This is a genomic window from Qipengyuania sp. B-5 (genome assembly GCF_056857815.1).
This window is the reverse complement of the sequence record NZ_JBSXNU010000014.1, coordinates 1-17569: the sequence shown is the minus strand read 5'-3', so window position 1 is coordinate 17569 and position 17569 is coordinate 1. Positions and strand designations below refer to the sequence as shown.

At 61.9% G+C, this 17569-nt stretch carries 15 protein-coding genes, 1 tRNA gene and 1 pseudogene; 14 read left to right on the top strand and 3 right to left on the bottom strand.

The features are described from left to right. From AC13CE_RS00635 to AC13CE_RS00625, 3 genes and pseudogenes are all read left to right on the top strand, one after another. Nucleotides 1-141, top strand: a pseudogene (locus AC13CE_RS00635) (IS5 family transposase); the annotation flags it as partial. Between the two features lie 142 nt (nucleotides 142-283). After that, nucleotides 284-1744, top strand: a complete 1461-nt coding sequence (locus AC13CE_RS00630; RefSeq protein ID WP_482971132.1) for an outer membrane protein assembly factor BamB family protein — start codon at nucleotides 284-286, stop codon at nucleotides 1742-1744. Nucleotides 1745-1906: 162 nt separating this feature from the next. Then, nucleotides 1907-2491 carry a hypothetical protein gene (locus AC13CE_RS00625; RefSeq protein WP_482971131.1) on the top strand — a complete coding sequence of 195 codons (585 nt, stop codon included), beginning with the start codon at nucleotides 1907-1909 and terminating at the stop codon, nucleotides 2489-2491. 20 nt (nucleotides 2492-2511) lie between these two features. Here the strand turns inward: AC13CE_RS00625 and AC13CE_RS00620 are convergent, their stop codons facing one another. The 3 genes from AC13CE_RS00620 to AC13CE_RS00610 form a co-directional block, all read right to left on the bottom strand. Continuing rightward, nucleotides 2512-3066 (bottom strand): GNAT family N-acetyltransferase, encoded by a 555-nt coding sequence (locus AC13CE_RS00620; RefSeq protein WP_482971130.1) that lies wholly within the window; start codon nucleotides 3064-3066, stop codon nucleotides 2512-2514. 6 nt (nucleotides 3067-3072) lie between these two features. After that, nucleotides 3073-4254, bottom strand: a complete 1182-nt coding sequence (locus tag AC13CE_RS00615; protein WP_482971129.1) for an amino acid aminotransferase — start codon at nucleotides 4252-4254, stop codon at nucleotides 3073-3075. A gap of 87 nt (nucleotides 4255-4341) precedes the next feature. Beyond that, nucleotides 4342-5127 carry a DUF1134 domain-containing protein gene (locus AC13CE_RS00610; protein ID WP_482971128.1) on the bottom strand — a complete coding sequence of 262 codons (786 nt, stop codon included), beginning with the start codon at nucleotides 5125-5127 and terminating at the stop codon, nucleotides 4342-4344. Between the two features lie 227 nt (nucleotides 5128-5354). Between AC13CE_RS00610 and AC13CE_RS00605 the strand changes: the two genes are divergently transcribed. The 11 genes from AC13CE_RS00605 (at nucleotide 5355) to cobA (ending at nucleotide 17304) form a co-directional block, all read left to right on the top strand. Next, nucleotides 5355-5446, top strand: a tRNA-Ser gene (locus AC13CE_RS00605). Nucleotides 5447-5595: 149 nt separating this feature from the next. After that, entirely contained in the window at nucleotides 5596-6741 is a 1146-nt protein-coding gene (locus AC13CE_RS00600) for a tyrosine-type recombinase/integrase (RefSeq protein ID WP_278321998.1), read from the top strand. Between the two features lie 334 nt (nucleotides 6742-7075). Continuing rightward, on the top strand, nucleotides 7076-7654 hold the full coding sequence (locus tag AC13CE_RS00595; protein WP_224801836.1) for an ANTAR domain-containing response regulator: 579 nt from the start codon (nucleotides 7076-7078) through the stop codon (nucleotides 7652-7654). Beyond that, the gene (locus AC13CE_RS00590; RefSeq protein ID WP_224801835.1) at nucleotides 7651-8862 is read left to right on the top strand and encodes a CmpA/NrtA family ABC transporter substrate-binding protein; all 1212 of its coding nucleotides are present in this window, start codon (nucleotides 7651-7653) and stop codon (nucleotides 8860-8862) included. The genes AC13CE_RS00595 and AC13CE_RS00590 overlap by 4 nt, the downstream gene beginning before the upstream one ends. A 265-nt stretch (nucleotides 8863-9127) precedes the next feature. Then, nucleotides 9128-10351 (top strand): alginate export family protein, encoded by a 1224-nt coding sequence (locus AC13CE_RS00585; RefSeq protein WP_063505765.1) that lies wholly within the window; start codon nucleotides 9128-9130, stop codon nucleotides 10349-10351. Nucleotides 10352-10369: 18 nt separating this feature from the next. After that, nucleotides 10370-11200, top strand: a complete 831-nt coding sequence (locus tag AC13CE_RS00580; protein ID WP_063505764.1) for a formate/nitrite transporter family protein — start codon at nucleotides 10370-10372, stop codon at nucleotides 11198-11200. After that, nucleotides 11190-12977, top strand: a complete 1788-nt coding sequence (locus AC13CE_RS00575; protein ID WP_263615422.1) for a bifunctional protein-serine/threonine kinase/phosphatase — start codon at nucleotides 11190-11192, stop codon at nucleotides 12975-12977. Before AC13CE_RS00580 ends, AC13CE_RS00575 begins: the two co-directional genes overlap by 11 nt. Nucleotides 12978-12989: 12 nt before the next feature. Further along, nucleotides 12990-13433: a cyanase gene (cynS, locus tag AC13CE_RS00570; protein WP_063505762.1), complete on the top strand. Its 444-nt coding sequence runs from the start codon at nucleotides 12990-12992 to the stop codon at nucleotides 13431-13433. A 228-nt stretch (nucleotides 13434-13661) separates the two neighbouring features. Continuing rightward, nucleotides 13662-16148, top strand: coding sequence for a nitrite reductase large subunit NirB (nirB, locus tag AC13CE_RS00565; protein WP_063505761.1), 2487 nt, complete (start codon nucleotides 13662-13664; stop codon nucleotides 16146-16148). Further along, nucleotides 16148-16504 carry a nitrite reductase small subunit NirD gene (gene nirD, locus AC13CE_RS00560; protein ID WP_063505760.1) on the top strand — a complete coding sequence of 119 codons (357 nt, stop codon included), beginning with the start codon at nucleotides 16148-16150 and terminating at the stop codon, nucleotides 16502-16504. Before nirB ends, nirD begins: the two co-directional genes overlap by 1 nt. Then, nucleotides 16501-17304, top strand: a complete 804-nt coding sequence (gene cobA, locus AC13CE_RS00555; RefSeq protein ID WP_063505759.1) for a uroporphyrinogen-III C-methyltransferase — start codon at nucleotides 16501-16503, stop codon at nucleotides 17302-17304. The genes nirD and cobA overlap by 4 nt, the downstream gene beginning before the upstream one ends. Nucleotides 17305-17569 lie beyond the last annotated feature (265 nt).

Sequence of the window (17569 nt, the reverse complement as noted above, 5' to 3'; positions counted from 1 at the left end):
AACCTGATCGAGCGCCTGTTCAACAAACTCAAGAACTGGCGGCGCGTTGCGACCCGATACGACAAAACCAAGGAATCCTACCTTGGCTTCGTCGCGCTCGCCTCAGTCAAACTCTGGATACCCTTTGTCCACGAAACCTAGCGGGCTAATTTGACAGGGGTTAAATATGAGGGTCGCATTTTGGATGGCATCCATTTCGGGTGCCGTATTCCTTACATCCTGTGGAGGTGGCGATGGTTCAAGCCCACCAGTTGCAGGACCACCTCCTATTCCGACGCTATCAGTGACGCTTTCCGAGACTTCAGCTGACATATCCATTCCGGAAGGGGGAGAAGCTGAGTTCGGATTTGATGCGACCTATACAGGATCCTCCTCGGATAGCGTTATTGCAGATGTGGCCGTGGGCGATCAAAGATATGTACTGAAAGGCACGCCAGCGGCCTCAGGGAAGACCTTCTCAGTTAACTTCGAAACGGTCCCATTTCCAGCAGGTGGGCTATCCAGCAGCGAGATCGTTTTTCGCCTTTGCAAAACAGCCGCATGCGACACCGTTTATCCAGGCTCTACCAAGCGATTCACTGTCAATCTCGATGTTATGGTGAAGGATTGGGCGACGTTCCAAAGAGATATTGCGCATACTGGATACGTGCCCGTACGATTTGATCCTGCCAATATCGAAAAGGCGTGGGAATGGACTGATTCCTTTACTGCGGGAAGGATCCGTCCTCCCGCTGCGTCGAGAGGGAAGGTGCTGATCGTTGCCGCCCGTGATGGTGTCATTGCTTACTCCGGGACCGCGCGTCTTAAGGCCTTCGAGACATCTTCGGGCAGCGAAATTTGGTCTTACGATATGGGCGACCAGTTCCACGCCAGCGGTCCGTCGATCTCTAATGAGCTAGTGCACGTGACCTCTATGCGTTCGTCGAGTTCGTCGAACCCGCAGTGGGTTTTCAATCTGGGCTCTGGAACGTTCAAAAATCAAATGACGTTTGCAGCCCAATGGACTGACTTCAACCAGCCAGTCGCGGATGGCAACGAAGTTTATGTGGCCGCTGGGTATACTGGCAGTGTGATCTATGGTTACAATGCTGACGCCGGAACTCAAAAGTGGGTCACGGAACGCACCGGCGGCGCGGTCTGGGGCGGTCAAAGCATGGCGCTGGATGACACCTACGCCTATTACTATTCTGGTGCCGCTCTCGATCAGGTTGATCGTGCCACTGGAAAGATCGTGAAAAGTATCGCCGATCCCGAGCACGTTACAAACACGTACGACTACGCGACCGGGCCGGTGCTCGATGGGAAAGGGAATGTATTCCTTTTCTCCGGCGACAAACGGTTCGACGGAAGCAATAAGATCGTTGCCATGTCACTCGAAACAGGGTCGATCAAATGGCGTAGCGCAGCCGAATATACGACAGCCTTCGCGCTGGCTGACGGTATAATTTATGCGGTTCGCCAAGACGCTCACGTATTGTCCGCTATTAATTCGGAGAATGGCAAGGTTTTATGGTCGACGCCCATTCCCGGAAGTGATGTGTTGGTCGGGAATGTGATTGCAACCGAGAACCTGATTTTTGTATCTTCGGTCTCTCAGACTTGGGCAATAGAACGCAAGAACCAAGACCCCCGCGTGGTTTGGGAAGCTCCTACCGGTGGAAGACTGACGATCACGCCAGACAACTATCTGCTGACCACCGGCCAGCGAGGTGCGAGCCGACTCACAGCGTACAAGCTGTTTTAGCTCAAATCGGGAAAGCCTTTTGAATGCACATCCAAGTGCATTAAAATCGGGAGTTCCGAGCGAAGCCAAAGCTGGAAAAGAGTTGGAGCCAGACGACCGCTCCCCATCCCGCAGCAGACAAACAGTTTTCCTACACGCGCGGCGTCTGCTCCACCCTTTCCAATGGACCAGACACACGACACCCCTACCCGCGCGGCACCTCGCCGCATTCCTTCCTTTCATATCACGCCCGGCCGCAGGCGCGGCGATGGGTGGACGCCCGTGAAGCAGGCCGAATTCATCGGCGAGCTGGCGGAAACGCGCTCTGTGACGGAGGCTGCGCGGCGGGTGGGTATTACGCGCGAGACGGCCTATCGCCTGCGTCGCCGCAAATGGTCGGCCAGCTTCTGCACGGCGTGGGATGCGGCGATGGGGCGGCCGGTCATGGCATTCCGGCCGAAGTTCGAAGGCGCAGGGCTGATGGTGGCGCAACTGGAGAAGCTCGGGCTGCGCGGACGGGCGCTGGGCATGGCGCGGTCGGGGCCGATCGCAGCCGGCGAAGCGGCACCCCTTTCAAAGGTCACAAATGCCGAACTGCTCTGGCGCTGCGAAACGGGGATCTGGAGCGTTATCCTGCGGCGCGGAAAATATGCCGGAGTGCTCCGCAAAGCCGACGATTCCGCGCTTCTCCGGCTGGTCGCGCGCACCGACCGCCTTGCAACCCGCTGCGACGTGGAGGCAGGTGCGGGCGGAAAGTCACGGGTTTGAAAACATGCTTGGGCGTAACACTACTTCCCTTGCCCTAACGGCCCTTGCGCAAAGCCCTCGCGGCCAATCTCGTAGATCAGGTGGACCACACGTTTGCCCTGATAGCGCTCCAGCTCGTACTTCTCCGTGCGCATCGCGCCGATGGCCTCCAGCGCATTGCGCGAGCGGTAGTTGGTATCGCCGACGCGGAATTCGACCGTGGCGACGCTTTCCAGCGCATGGGCCAGCATGGCGCGCTTCATTTCGGCATTCATGCCCTTTCCCCAGAATTGCGGGGCGAGGAAGGTCCAGCCGATCTCCACCATACCCCCTTCTTGCGCGTCGTAGCCGTCATAGCGGCTGTGGCCGATGATCCGCCTGTCGCTCTTGCGGATTACCGCCAGCGCGCCCCCGGACTTCAGCCCTTCGTCGAAGAAGGCATCGAACACCTCGCGCCGCCAGCGGTCGTGGATTGGGTGCTGTTCCCATACGGCGGGATCCGAGGCGATTTCATAGAGCGCCTCGCGGTCATCCTCTGCCAGAGGGCGCAGGACCAGCCGCTCGGTCTCCAGCCTCGGTTGCCGGTCGAGCGTCACCTCGGGTCAGTCCCTGACGACATCGCCCAGCGCGGCAATGAACTTCTCGGTATTGCCCGCATGGAGGCCCGCCACGTTGATGCGCCCGGAACCGGCCATGTAGATGCCGTGATCCTCGCGCAGCCTGGCGATCTGCTCCTTGCCGAGCGGCAGCATGGCGAAGAGGCCGTTCTGACCGGCCAGAGCGGCAAGGCCCACGCCGGGCACCTCATTATCCGCGGCGGCCAGCCGGTCCCGCACCCGCCGCATGCGCGCGCGCATCTCGTCCAGCTCTTCGAGCCAGGTGGCCGTCATGCCCGCGTCTTCGAGCAGCAGGCGCACCGCCGCTCCGCCGTGATCGGGCGGCATTGACCAGTTGGCACGGGCCAGCGCATTGGCATTGGAGGCGATGGCGGGGAGTTGCCCCTCTTCGCGGGCCATCATGTAGAAGGCGCCCACACGGTCGCGGTAGAGGCCGAAATTCTTGTCGCAGCTATAGGCCACCAGCGCTTCGGGCACCTTGGCCAGCACGGTGCGGACGCCCGCGACGTCCTCTTCCATGCCCTGCCCCAGCCCCTGATAGGCGATGTCGAGGATCGGCAGCACATCGCATTCGGCGAATGCCTGCGCGATCGCGTCCCACTGTTCTGCCGTGTAGTCGATACCCGTCGGGTTGTGGCAGCAGCCGTGCAGGAGCACCGCATCGGCCCCGCCCGCCCCGCGGATCGCGCCAAGCACTGCGTCGAGATTGGCCGTCCCGTCGGCATTTGCGTGATCGAAGGGGACGATCTCGACGCCAACATCTTCGAGGATCTGCGCGTGGTTGGGCCAGCTTGGAATGCCGAGATAAACCCGCTTCACGCCCGCCTTTGCGGCAAGCGAGACGGCCAGCCGGACCGCACCTGTGCCGCCGGGGGTCTGCATTCCCTCGATCCGACCGGTCAGCGGAGACTCCTTGCCGAAGATATAGGGCATCAGCGCCTTGACGAACCCACTGTCGCCTTCCGGCCCGAGGTAGCTCTTGGAATCCTGGACCTCGAGCAGCTTCTTCTCGGCCTGCTTGATCGCGCGGAAAACCGGAGTCGCGCCCTCATTGGTGCGATAGACCCCCACGCCAAGGTCGATCTTGTCCTCGCGCGGATCGGCCGCATGCATCTTGATCAGGGCGAGAAGGGCGTCGGGAGCCTGTGCGTCGAGTTTGTCCAGCATGCCGCGTTCTTTGCGCAGATATGTTTGAGGCCGCAACCTCAATCGCGGTTGCGGCCCCTCAAACGCGGCTTGTTTTCCCCTATGCCGTCAGAAGGGGAGCCACTTATGCTCCTTGGTGAACTTCATGTAGCCCGCATTCACGCCCAGCCGCAGCCCTGCGCCGACGCGGATAGGGATCAGCACAATGTCGCCCTTGCGCACGTAGCTGGCATTGAGCCCGCCCACCGCATAGGCCGTGCCTTCCGCCGCGGGGAAGCGTTCGTACAGCTCTTCGGTGTCGTAGAGGTTGTACACCAGCACGAAGGTGCTGCCTGCGTTGGCGCCCGCATCGAAACCGACCGAGGGGCCGGTCCAGTAAACCGGCATCTCGCCCTCGATCTTGTGAAACAGCGTGCCAGAACCATAGCGGGCGCCCACGATGAAGGCACCGCCGGCTTCGCGGCCCACGATGTAGCCATTGGGCTCGCCCTGATCGGCGAGCAGCTTGCGGATCATGTCGGCCACACCCTTGGCGCCCTTGCCGAACACGCCCTCTGCCGCGCCGATGAGATCGTCCTCGCGGTAGGTCGTGGCTGGATCGTCGACCTGTGCGGTCTCCACCGCATCGCTGGCCGCCGTCTCTGCCTGCTGTTCGTTCCATTGCGGCTGTTCGGCCGGAGTGGCAGGCTCTTGCCAACCGAACCCGGGCTCGCCGGTTCCGGGATTCTGCTCGTCGGCCGGAGGCAGTTCACCCTCCGGCGCTTCGAGGTCGCCGTCGATCGGCGCATCCCAAGCGGCATCGGGGTCGACGCTTTCGACCTGCGCCGCAAGCGGCGTTGCGGCGAAGGAGAAGGCAGCCAAGAGGCTGGCGGCGAATTTGGTGACGGTGTTCATCTCGATCCCTTTTCCCGGCTTCGCGGCAGGCGAGCAAAGCGCTGCACCGCAAACAGAATCCCATTCGAGCAGCCTCGCAATGAAAGGGCGATGAACCGAATCCGAAATGCGCCGAAACGAGTCCGCACCGCGCCCATTGGAAGGAATTGAAGACCCGCCGATTTCTTCCTTGATGGGCGGGGGAGTGCTGGCTATAGCGCGCCCCTCGCAGCCGATGCGCGTCTTGCGGAGACGTGGGTGAGTGGCTGAAACCAGCTCCCTGCTAAGGAGCCATACCTGGTAACGGGTATCGAGGGTTCGAATCCCTCCGTCTCCGCCACCTCGCTTTTCCCAGACAATCCCTTATAGTCCTCAAACCCGCAGAAATGCGGCGTTTTTTCGCTTTTCGCCGTCCGCATAGTTCCCTATATGTTCTTATGCATCCGGCGTCGAGTGTGGGTCTGGATGTGGGTCTGAGAGGAACGAGCAATGGGCAAACTGACGGCGATGGGAGTAAAGAATCTCACAGAACCAGGTCGCTATTCAGATGGAGAGGGTTTGATCCTCAAACTCGCCGCAAAGGGTAAAGGTAGCTGGATTGTCCGCATTCAGGCCGATGGAAAGCGCCGAGACTTCGGTTTAGGTCCACTTTCCGAGCTGCCGCTGGCCGATGCTCGCGAGGCCGCGCGGGCTCTCCGCAAGGAGGTGAAAGCGGGCGTCGACGTTCTCGCAGAGCGGGAAAAGGAAGCGTTGGTCATCCCCACTTTCAGCGACGCTGCCAAGCTCGTGCATGAAGAACACAAGGCCGCTTGGAAGAACGGCAAGCACCAAGCCCAATGGATCAAGACGCTTGAAACCTATGCCTTCCCGACTTTGGGCGACAAACTCGTTTCGGACATTGAGGGCCCTGCAATCCGCGATGCGCTTTCTCCGATCTGGCTGACGAAGCCAGAAACCGCGCGGCGGGTACGGCAACGAATCGGATCGGTACTGGATTGGGCCTGCGCCAAGGGTTTTCGCGAGACTGAAGCCCCGATGCGGTCGGTACTCCGTGGCTTGCCGCGCCAGCCCAAGAAGCAAGGCCACCTGTCAGCAATGCCTTATCAGGAACTCCCCGCGTTCTTCACATGGCTGCGCGGGCGCTCCTCGGTCGGTCGTCTTGCCTTGGAGTTTGTGATCTTGAACGCCTCTCGCTCCGGCGAAGTCCGCGGTGCCTGTTGGAACGAAATCGACCTCAAGAAGAAGCTCTGGACGATCCCCGCCGAACGCATGAAAGCAGGGACTGCCCACGTTGTCCCGCTTTCGGAAGCGGCCTTGGACGTTCTTAAGCGAGCGAAAGCATTTCGCTCCCCTGTCAGCGATCTAATCTTTCCGGGCCAGAACCCGCGTCGGCACCTTTCCGATATGACCTTGCTGAAAATTCTGCGCGACAAAGGCCACGATTATACCGTCCACGGCTTTCGCTCATCGTTTCGCGATTGGGTTGCGGAAAAGACGAACTATCCAGGCGAGGTCGCAGAGGCAGCACTGGCCCATACGATCACAAACAAAGTCGAAGCGGCCTATCGACGCACGGACTATCTCGACAAGCGCAAGCCAATGATGGCGGACTGGGCGAATTTCGTGGCCGGCTGAAGGTGCGAATACGGATGGCAGCTATGCGCCCTCATTTCGGTCATTTGGGCCGTGTCGCGTGTGGCGCGGAAGCTGCCGTTCGTTCAACGACGAATGTATGGCGGCTACGGTTTAGGTGGCGAAATCTGATTCTCTATCTCGTTGCTCAATCTCGGCCCACGGGACCGACAATGGAGTACTTACACCGATACGCAGCGATGCAGCATCGCCCGACTTGGTGCGCCGCTCATCTTCGCGACCCAGATAACGACCAGTCGCATGTTGTTAGAATCTCAAACGATGCCACATCATGTTCGCGGTTGCAAAATTCCATGTTGCAGGGCACAATCGCTTGATGCGCATCGCGATCGTGGATGAGAGCGCAGCCCGCGCTTCCGTCATCGAAGACGGTCTTCGCGATCACGGCGATACGCAATTATTCGTCATAACCGAACGAGCCGGCTTGATGGCGCGATTGCAGGACGTCGATCCGGATGTGGTTCTAATCGATCTTGCCAACCCCTCGCGCGACGTGCTGGAGGAATATTTCGCGGTCAGCCGCGCGCTATCCCGGCCGATTGCGATGTTTGTCGACGAGAGCGACGACGAGGCCATAGCGCAGTCGGTCGATGCGGGCGTGTCCGCTTATGTGGTCGATGGCTTCGCACCGCACCGGATCCGCGCCATCGTCGATCTCGCGGTACGGCGTTTCTACGCCTATTCCCGACTTCAGGACGAATTGAACGAGGCGAAGGGCAAGCTGGCGGAGCGGGAGACGATCGACCGCGCCAAACGCCTGCTAATGCAGAGCCGCGGCATCGGCGAGCCCGAGGCTTATGGCGAATTGCGACGCAAGGCGATGGAATCCGGCAAGCGCATCGCGGCGATAGCAGAGGCGGTCGTAACGGCGCATGATCTGATGGAGGGCAAGTGAGCGAGCATCTGACAATCGGTTTCCTGCCTCTGATGGACGCCTGCCTGCCGATCCTCGCGCAGGAACACGGCTTCGCTCGCGAGGAAGGGCTGGAGCTGTCTTTCCAGCGCGACAAGAGCTGGGCAACCGTGCTCGACCACCTCCTGTATGGCCACGTCGATGCCTCGCACCTGCTCGCCCCCCTGGCCATAGCCACGACCCTGGGCCTCGGTCGCCCGGCCCAGCCCCTGAGTGCCCCGTTCGCGCTTGGGCTGAACGGAAATGCCATTACAGTATCGAACGAACTGGCAGCTCAAATTACCACGCCCGGTTCCCTAGGCGATCCTGCCGAAATTGGCGCGCGGCTCAAGCCGATCGCACTGGCCCGCAAGGCGCAGGGCCGCCCGCTGCGGTTCGCCAAGACGCATCGGTATTCATGCCACAATTACATGCAGCGCTACTGGCTCGCGGGGTGCGGCATCCGGCCCGACGCGGATGTCGAGATGACTGTCGTGCCGCCGCCCTTCATGTCGGATGCGCTCGCGGCAGGGGAGATCGACGGATACTGCGTCGCCGATCCATGGGACAGCATGGCTGTGGACGCGGGGCACGGCACCATCATTCTGGCCACCAGCCAGATCTGGCGACGGGGGACGGAAAAGGTTCTCGCCGTCCGCCGGCCGCATCTGGAGTCGAAGCGCGACGTGTTCGAGGCGCTGATCCGGGCGATGCGCAAGGCCGCGGCGCACTTTGTCGATCCCGAGGCCTTTCGTGAAAACGCGGCCATCCTCGCCCGAGACGAGTATATCGGCGTCGACAAGGCCATATTGCTAAGGTCGATCAGCGAGAAACTGGTGCTGTCGAACGGGAAGCCGCCGGTCCACTTCTCCGACTTCATGTTCCAGCACGCAGAAGCCGCCAACTTCCCTTGGATCAGCCATGCAGGCTGGCTCTACACACAGATGGTACGCTGGGGCCAAACGCAGTTTGCCGATGCGGATTATCAGGCGGCATGTGCTGTCTTCAGGCCGGACATATACCGCTCTGCGCTGCGAGAGACCGGTGATGTTCTTCCCGGCGCCAATTCCAAGGTCGAGGGCAGTCTCGACCGCATGATTCCCGTGACCACCGAGCAGGGCGAAATGGTTCTAAGCGACAACCGCTTTTTCGATGGGCACACCTTCGATCCCGACCGACCACGCGACTACCTCTCCGCCTTTCGCTTCTGAGCTTAACAGGCTGATTGTGCGCAACCCTATTGCGCTGCAACATCGAATTCCGTAACAACCTTCCTGCTTCGAAGGCGCGTCCAAAGAGGGATGCACTTCCGCTTTCGCAGCAAACCTTCGAAAATGCGTGGCAACGGCGCCGCCTCGACCGATCCGGTTCGGATCGTCTCGTGGCGGTTTTTTGCGCGTGCATCCGGGACGCAAAGGGCCCGGCGGAGACCACGGGAGGGACTGTCTGAAGGGCGAGCTTTCGGGAGGCAGTTCGATGAAGCGAAGTTTGGTAAATCTGGGAAGCGTGGCGGCCATCGCGGCGGCCAGTCCGGCGCTGGCGCAAGAAAGTCCCCTCGGCCCGGTCGAGATCGCGGACGGGGTAACTCTGGATCCCATAGTGGCCGCGCGGCTGCGCTACGAAACGGTCGATCAGGACAATGGTCTGGACGATGCGGAGGCGTTGACTGCCCGTTTGCGCGCCGGCGTGGAGATCAAGGCGGGGATCGTGTCTTTGCTCGCCGAGGGAGAAGGCACGCTCGCGCTGGCCGACGACTACAACGACACCCTGCCGTTCAACGGCGTCGAGCCGTTTCCGGTGGTGGCGGACCCGGAGAATCTCGAGCTCAATCGGCTGCAGCTTTCGGTCATGCAGGATGGCACTGGCGCGACACTCGGGCGGCAGCGCATCATCCTCGACAATGCGCGCTTCGTCGGAAATGTTGGGTGGCGCCAGAACGAGCAGACTTTCGACGCTATTCGAGGACAGGCGAGCCTCGGCCCCATAGCGCTCGATGCAACTTATGCGATCAGCCAGCGCACGATTTTCGGCGTCGACAGTCCGAACGAGCATTTCGACGGCGACTTTGTTTTCCTGAATGGCGGCGCAGAGATCGCGGGTGTGGACGCCAAGGCCTTCGCTTATCTGATCGATTACGACGATCGCCTGGCATTTTCCAGCCAGACCTACGGCCTTCGCGCGGCAGCGACAATCGATCTACCGGGAGTTTTTGCCCTGAACGCGGAAGCCAGCGTCGCGACGCAGTCTGACTATGGCGCCAACCCGGTCAGTTATTCCGCGCCGTATTTCAGCGCGAAGCTCGGCGCGACCGTCGCCGGCTTCGGCCTCACCGCCGGCTACGAAGAGCTGGGCAGCGACGATGGCATCGCCGCGTTCCAGACGCCGATGGCGACGCTCCATGCCTTCAATGGCTGGGCCGATGTGTTCCTGACGACACCCGCTTTCGGCGTGCGCGATTACTACGTGACCGTTGGGCGCAGCTTTGGCGGAATCCGCCTGCTGCCCGGCCTCAATGCAAATGTCACCTACCACCAGTTCGACAGCGACTTCGGCAACCTCGACCTCGGTTCCGAATGGGATGCCTCGCTCGGTTTCAAAGCCGGGCCGGTCTCGTTGCTGGCGAAATACGCGAACTACCGAGCCGATGCGTTCGCGGTCGATACCGAAAAATTCTGGCTCCAGGCCGAAATCAATTTCTGACGAAGGAGGGTTCTTGTCATGTCCTATCTTGCACCAAGCGAATTCGTACCAAAGCTGATCGACGCGGGCGAAGCGAAGATCATGATGTCCACCAAGGACACGCTGATCCGCGCTTTCATGGCGGGCGCGACTTTAGCTCTTGCCGCGGCCTTTGCCGTGACGATCAACGTGCAGACGGGCCAGCCGCTGGCCGGCGCGATCCTGTTTCCCGTCGGCTTCTGCCTGCTATACTTGCTCGGATACGATCTGCTGACAGGTGTCTTCGTCCTGTGTCCTCTCGCCGTCTGGGATAAACGCCCAGGATGTAAATGGAGCGGCGTCTTCCGAAACTGGGGCCTGGTGTTCATCGGCAATTTTGCCGGTGCACTGACTACGGCTGTCATGATGGCCGTGTACTGGACCTACGGTTTTGCCGCAGAGGAAACCAACCCGGTCGGGCTGGTCTTTGCCACGATGGGTGAAGCCCGGACGGTGGGCTATGCCGAATACGGCGTGGCCGGTTTCGTCACCGTCTTCGTGCGCGCCATGCTGTGCAACTGGATGGTATCCACCGGCGTCGTCGGTGCGACGATGTCGAGCACCGTCAGCGGCAAGGTCATCGCCATGTGGATGCCGATCATGCTGTTCTTCTACATGGTCTTCGAACACTCGATCGTGAACATGTTCCTGTTCCCATCGGGCCTGATGATGGGCGGCGCGTTCAGCATCGGCGATTACTTGGTGTGGAACGAGATTCCGGTCGTTCTCGGCAACCTTGTCGGTGGCCTCACCTTCACCGGCATGATGCTGTATTCGACGCACTACCGCACCTCGAAGAGCCGCAAGGCGGACCTGAAGATTGCTGCCTGAGGCGATTAAGCTAACCAGCGTGGCGGGGCACGGCGACAGGCCGCGCCTCGCCATCGCGCTGGGCCAATATTCTTACGCCGGGCGAAAGGCGGAGAATCAGGATTTTCATGGCTCGCTTCAGCCGGACGGGCCGGAGTTGGAGCTGAAGGGCATTGCCTGCTGCATCGCCGACGGCATCAGCACCAGCATTCGCGGGGCCGAAGCGGCGGAGATCGCTTGCAAGAGCTTTCTCACCGACTATTTCTGTACGCCGGATGGGTGGTCCGTGCGCCGGTCGGGCGAGACTGTCATCACTGCCGCGAATAGCTGGATGCACGCGCAGAATGCTGCCGTGCGCCCCCGCGAAGAAGGCGAGGATCGCGAACGCGCTGGGCTGATCTGCACGCTGAGCGCTCTGGTCCTCAAATCCCGGGTCGCGCACATCTTCCACGTGGGCGACAGCCAGATTGCACGCATCGTGGGGGATCGCCTGGAAGTGCTGACGAGCCCGCACCGGGTCGAACTGGGCGGCGGGCAAAGCTATCTCGGTCGCGCGATGGGCGCGAACCAGTCGCTGGCGGTCGATTACGCGCAGGTCCACGCCGCGCCCGGCGATGTTTTTGTTCTGACGACCGACGGCATTCACGAGTGCTTGCCCGATCAGGCGCTGGTCCGGGCCGTGCGTGATGCCGCCACGCTGGATGACGCGGCAGCCGACATTGCACGTCTGGCCCTCGCTGCGGGCAGCGAGGACAATCTGACGGTTCAGATCGTGCGGGTCGAAAGCCTGCCAGCGGGCGAAGTGGAGGACCTGCTCGGCCTCGAGCTCAAACTGCCGCCGGCGCCTGTGCTTCATGAAGGGCAGAGCTTCGATGGTTACCGCGTGATCGAACGTCTGCATGCAGGCAGCCGCAGCCACGTGTATCGCGTACGTGACGACAGCACGGGAAAGGAATTCGCGCTGAAGGTGCTTTCGAGCGAACGCGCCGGAGAGCCCGAAGCCGTGGCCGCCTTGCTACTCGAGGAATGGACCGCGCGCCGTCTTTCGCACCCGAACCTCTTGGCAGCTGGGCCGGCGAGAGGCCGGCGCAGCCATGCCTATTGCGTAATGGCGTTGGCGGAGGGCACGAGCCTGCATCGGCATATCGCTGAGCATTCGCCGTTCGACCTTCAGCATGTCCGGCAAGTGGTGCGCCAGCTGTCCATGGGGCTGGAAGCGATGCACCGGCGCGGGGTGCTGCATCGCGACTTGCGCCCGCACAATGTGATTGTGGACGCGGATGACCACGCGACGATCATCGATTTCGGATCGGCGGAGGTTGCAGGCCTCGACGAGCTGGCTCCGCGCGCATTCGAGGACGCGGCGTTTGCCGGGACCATGCAATACAGCGCGCCCGAAGTTTTTCTGGGCCAGCCCGCCAGTCCGGCCAGCGATGTCTTTTCGCTCGGCGTCATCGCCTATCAGATGGCGACCGGCGACCTACCCTATGGACCGCGCGTGTCCGCCGCGCGGACGCCCGCCGCGCAGAAAAAGCTCGCCTATGTTTCGGCGTCGGAGCGCAATCCCGACATTCCCCCATGGTTCGATGCCGCGCTGGCCAAGGCGCTCGCGGTCGATCCGCGCCACAGATACGCGACCCCTGCCGAGCTGGTGCAGGATCTTGCCAATCCCAATCCTTCGCTGCCCTCGGTCGCGCCGACGCCCTTGCTCGCGCGCGGCTCGGCCAGTTTCTGGCGCACCACGGCGCTGGCGCTGGCCGCCGCGCTGATCGCCTCGCTCTCGTTCCATCTGACTTAAAGGAGATCCATCATGATGACCAAGTCCGACCTCACCACCCTGATCCGCGCCGCCAAGCGCGAAAAGAGGATAAGCTGGTCCGAGATTGCCTCGGCTGCCGGGGGCAGCGAAATCTTTGTGACCTCGGCCTGCCTCGGGATGAACAGCCTAGCCGAAGAGGCGTCGCGCAAGGTGGTCGACCTGCTTGGTCTGCCGGACGAGGCCGCAGTCGTGCTGGCCGAATATCCCACCAAGCAGTTCGAGAAGACCGTACCGACCGACCCGTGCATCTACCGCTGGTACGAGATCACCGGCGTGTTCGGCGAGGCGTTCAAGGAGGTGGTGCAGGAGAAGTTCGGCGACGGCATCATGAGCGCCATCGATTTCGACATGGCGGTCGAGCGCGTCGAGCACGAAAAGGGTGACCGTGTCCAGGTGGTCATGAGCGGCAAGTTCCTGCCCTACAAAAGTTTCTGACGGTCGCAGGCGGACGGCGGCAGGCCTCATGTTGCAGTGCAAAAGGAGCTTGCCGCCGAACGACCAAATCTGATACAAGGTGCGGTAGCCGATGGCTTGTCCAACGAAGGGCAATGCAGCCTCCGGCTTACCGATGATTTTCACACAAGCGTGGCAACGGCGCCGCCAGTCCCCTTCCGGACCGGCGGCTTTTTTGCGTGCGTTCTTGGCAAGCGAAGGACAGGCGAGATGAACGCCCCGACAACATTCGAGCCGCCCGTTGGCGCAAGGGAAAGACTGGTCGTGATCGGCAACGGCATGGCCGGTTGCCGCGCGGTGGAAGAGTTGCTGGCGCGCGATGCGGGGCGCTTCGCCATCACCATATTCGGCGCCGAACCCCGCGTGAATTATAACCGCATTATGCTGTCCCCCGTGCTGGCGGGCGAGAAGGCCTTCGACGAGATCGTTATCAACGGTCAGGACTGGTATGACGACAACGGTATCACGCTCATATCGGGCGACCCGGTCGATCACGTCGATCGCGAGGCCAAAACCGTGGTCAGCCGGTCGGGTCGCGTCGAACCGTACGATCGCCTGCTTATCGCGACCGGTTCCGATCCGTTCATCATCCCGGTGCCGGGTGCCGATCTCGATGGTGTGGTGACCTTCCGTGACCTGGACGATGTCGACACGATGGTCGCCGCGGCCGACAAGGGCGGCGATGCCGTGGTCATCGGCGGCGGATTGCTGGGGCTGGAGGCGGCGCACGGGCTATCCCTGCGCGGCATGAAAGTCACGGTCGTCCACCTGATGCCGACGCTGATGGAGCGCCAGCTGGACGAGGCGGCAGGCTTCCTGTTGCGCCAGGAGCTGGAAAGCCGCGGCCAGACCGTCCTCACCAGCGCGAACACGAAGGCCATCCACGGCGTCGATGGCAAGGTGGTGGGCGTCGAACTGGAAGACGGCACGCGGATCAAGGCGGACATCGTCGTCATGGCAGCCGGCATCCGACCCTCGACCGGCCTGGCCGCAAGGGCGGGACTCGACACCGAGCGCGGCATTCTGGTGGACGATCACATGGTCACCTCCGACCCCGACATCCTGGCGGTGGGGGAATGCGTGCAGCATCGCGGCCTGTGCTACGGGCTCGTCGCGCCCTTGTGGGAAATGTGCCGTGCGCTAGCCGACTACCTGACCGATCTGCCCACCGGCTATCTCGGCTCGGTCACCTCGACCAAGCTCAAGGTCAGCGGCATCGACTTGTTCTCCGCTGGCGACTTTGCCGGCGGCGAGGGTTGCGAAGACATCGTCATGCGCGATGCGAGCCGCGGCATCTACAAACGCCTCGTCGTGAAGGACGACAGGCTCGTCGGCGCCGTTCTCTATGGCGATACCGCGGACGGAAACTGGTATTTCGACCTGCTGAAGCGAGAGGAGGATGTCTCGGATATCCGCGAGGCGCTGATCTTCGGTCAGGCCTATGCATCCGGCGGGGCGCTCGCCGATCCGAACGCCGCCGTCGCCGCCCTGTCCGACGATGCGGAAATCTGCGGCTGCAACGGTGTCAGCAAGGGGCAGGTCGTCTCCTGCATCGTCAGTGACGGCGCGCACAGCCTCGATGCGGTCCGCAGCCAGTGCAAGGCTTCGGCCAGCTGCGGCAGCTGCACCAACCTGGTCGAAGGCCTGCTGGACCTTACACTCGGCGGCGAGGTCGAGAGCAGCCCGAAGACCCTGTGCGCATGCACCAGCTTCAACCACGACGACGTTCGCCGCCTGATTTTGGAAAAGGAGTTGAAGCTGATCCCGCAGGTGATGCAGGAGCTGCACTGGACCACGCCCGATGGCTGTTCGGCCTGCCGCCCGGCGCTCAATTACTACCTGCTGTGCGCGTGGCCGGGAGAATACAAGGACGACGAGAAGAGCCGCTTCGTCAACGAGCGCCTGCACGCCAATATCCAGAAGGACGGCACCTATTCGGTGGTCCCACGCTTCTTCGGCGGCATCACCAATCCGAAGGAATTGCGCGCCATCGCCGACGTGGTCGAAAAATACGATGCGCCCATGGTGAAGGTGACCGGCGGCCAGCGGCTCGACATCTTCGGGATTAAAAAAGAGGATCTGCCCGCCGTCTGGGCCGATCTCAATGCTGCAGGGATGGTGTCCGGCCACGCCTACGGCAAGGCGCTGCGCACGGTGAAGACCTGCGTTGGCAGCGAATGGTGTCGTTTCGGCACGCAGGATTCGACCGGGCTCGGCGTGAAGCTGGAGCAGGCCACCTGGGGCAGTTACATGCCGCACAAGTTCAAGATGGCCGTCAGCGGCTGCCCGCGAAACTGCGCCGAGGCGACGATCAAGGACTTCGGCGTGGTCTGCGTCGATAGCGGCTACGAACTGCATGTCGGCGGGAATGGCGGGATCAAGGTTCGCGCCACCGATCTCCTCAGCAAGGTCGAGAGCGAGGAGGAGGCGATGGAAATCTGCCTCGCCTTCATCCAGCTCTACCGCGAGGACGGGCACTATCTCGAACGCACCGCCCCCTGGCTGGAGCGCAAGGGGCTCGACTGGATCAAGGAGCAGCTTTTCGACGATCCCGACGCCGTGCCAACTCTCGCCGCCCGGTTCCGCTTCTCGCAATCGCACTGGCAGGTCGATCCGTGGGAGCGGCGCGCCAAAGGCCAGAACGCCAAGCTGCACAGCCACCTGTCCATCGTTCCGCTCGAGCTGGAGACCGCATGATGAGCGTTTCGCAATCCGACTGGCTCGACATCGGGCCGACCGCGCAGATCGATCCCGGCATGGCGGCGACCCTGCCGGTGGAGGGAGGCGAGGAAATCGCCGTCTTCCACACGATCGGCGGCGAATTCTATGCGCTGGTAAACAAGTGTCCGCACAAGCACGGACCGCTCAGCCAGGGCATCGTCCATGGCGACAGCGTGTCGTGCCCGCTTCACAATTGGAAAATCTCGCTCAAGAGCGGCAAGGCCCTGGGCGACGATGATGGTTGCACGCCGACCATTCCGCTCAAGGTGGATGCCGGGCGGCTCTATCTGCTGCGCGAAGCCGTGGTGCCTCAGGTGGGGCGCGCGGCATGAGCGCGGCGTTCGCAAGAGGGACAGTCTGGCTGGTGGGTGCAGGGCCCGGCGATCCGGACCTTCTCACGCGCAAGGCAGAGCGTCTCATCGCCGCCGCCGACATCGTCTTTCACGATGCGCTGGTTGGCCCGGGAGTCCTCGCGCTTGTCCCGCCTTCTGTCGAACTCGTATCGGTCGGAAAACGCTCGGGCCGTCACTCGAAAGACCAGCGCACGATCGATATGCTGATCGTTGAAGCAGCTCTCGTCGGCAAGCGCGTGGTGAGGCTTAAAGGCGGCGATCCATCGATCTTCGGACGTTCCAACGAGGAATTGGAGGCTTGCCATGCGGCGGGCGTTCCGGTCCATATCTGTCCCGGCATCACTGCCGCCAGCGCCGCAGCAGCCGATCTCGGCCTGTCGCTCACGCTGCGGGGCACGGCGCGGCGGCTGACCTTCGTCACGGCGCACACGAAACGGGGCGAATTGCCCGAACTCGACTGGGCAGCGCTTGCCGATCCGCAGGCCACCCTCGCTGTCTACATGGGGAAGGCTGCAGCGCCGCACGTATCGGCAGGACTGATCGCCGCCGGACTGGCCACAGACACGCCGGTCGCGCTGGTCGAGAATGCAAGTCTGCCGCGAGGCTCGCATTTCCGAACGCGCCTCGACCTCCTGCCCATCGCGGCGAGGACCGCTCTCGGCGACGGACCTGCTCTGATCCTGATCGGTGCCGCTGTTGCGGAGCCGAATGCAAGTTCTATCTTAGAAACGAGAGAACGGCTTTCCAGAGAAGATATCAGTTCATTCGCCGCTCATTGATTGTGGCAATAGGCGCAGCATCCGCTGTCGACGTGGCAAGCGCTCGACAGCACCCGCAGCGAGACAGATGCCGTCCGCTTTGCTTTATATCATCGCCCATACCGGACAGTCCGGAAACGGCCCCGAACTCGCCACGATATGGCAGCTAAACTACCGGCGCCCGAAACCAAGCCGGTCAGACGATTCATACGTCGGATTGGTTCACGGGAATTCTGGTCACTTTCACTGGCCGGGAAATGGGATGACATTGGCGCTATCAAGAAAG

What these genes read in the sequence shown, in the direction of transcription:
- AC13CE_RS00625 (WP_482971131.1), top strand. Translation starts at nt 1,907, where the DNA reads ATGGACCAGACACACGACACCCCTACCCGCGCGGCACCTCGCCGCATT.
- AC13CE_RS00615 (WP_482971129.1), bottom strand. Translation starts at nt 4,254, where the DNA reads ATGCTGGACAAACTCGACGCACAGGCTCCCGACGCCCTTCTCGCCCTG.
- AC13CE_RS00610 (WP_482971128.1), bottom strand. Translation starts at nt 5,127, where the DNA reads ATGAACACCGTCACCAAATTCGCCGCCAGCCTCTTGGCTGCCTTCTCC.
- AC13CE_RS00600 (WP_278321998.1), top strand. Translation starts at nt 5,596, where the DNA reads ATGGGCAAACTGACGGCGATGGGAGTAAAGAATCTCACAGAACCAGGT.
- AC13CE_RS00595 (WP_224801836.1), top strand. Translation starts at nt 7,076, where the DNA reads ATGCGCATCGCGATCGTGGATGAGAGCGCAGCCCGCGCTTCCGTCATC.
- AC13CE_RS00585 (WP_063505765.1), top strand. Translation starts at nt 9,128, where the DNA reads ATGAAGCGAAGTTTGGTAAATCTGGGAAGCGTGGCGGCCATCGCGGCG.
- AC13CE_RS00580 (WP_063505764.1), top strand. Translation starts at nt 10,370, where the DNA reads ATGTCCTATCTTGCACCAAGCGAATTCGTACCAAAGCTGATCGACGCG.
- cynS (WP_063505762.1), top strand. Translation starts at nt 12,990, where the DNA reads ATGATGACCAAGTCCGACCTCACCACCCTGATCCGCGCCGCCAAGCGC.
- nirB (WP_063505761.1), top strand. Translation starts at nt 13,662, where the DNA reads ATGAACGCCCCGACAACATTCGAGCCGCCCGTTGGCGCAAGGGAAAGA.
- nirD (WP_063505760.1), top strand. Translation starts at nt 16,148, where the DNA reads ATGAGCGTTTCGCAATCCGACTGGCTCGACATCGGGCCGACCGCGCAG.
- cobA (WP_063505759.1), top strand. Translation starts at nt 16,501, where the DNA reads ATGAGCGCGGCGTTCGCAAGAGGGACAGTCTGGCTGGTGGGTGCAGGG.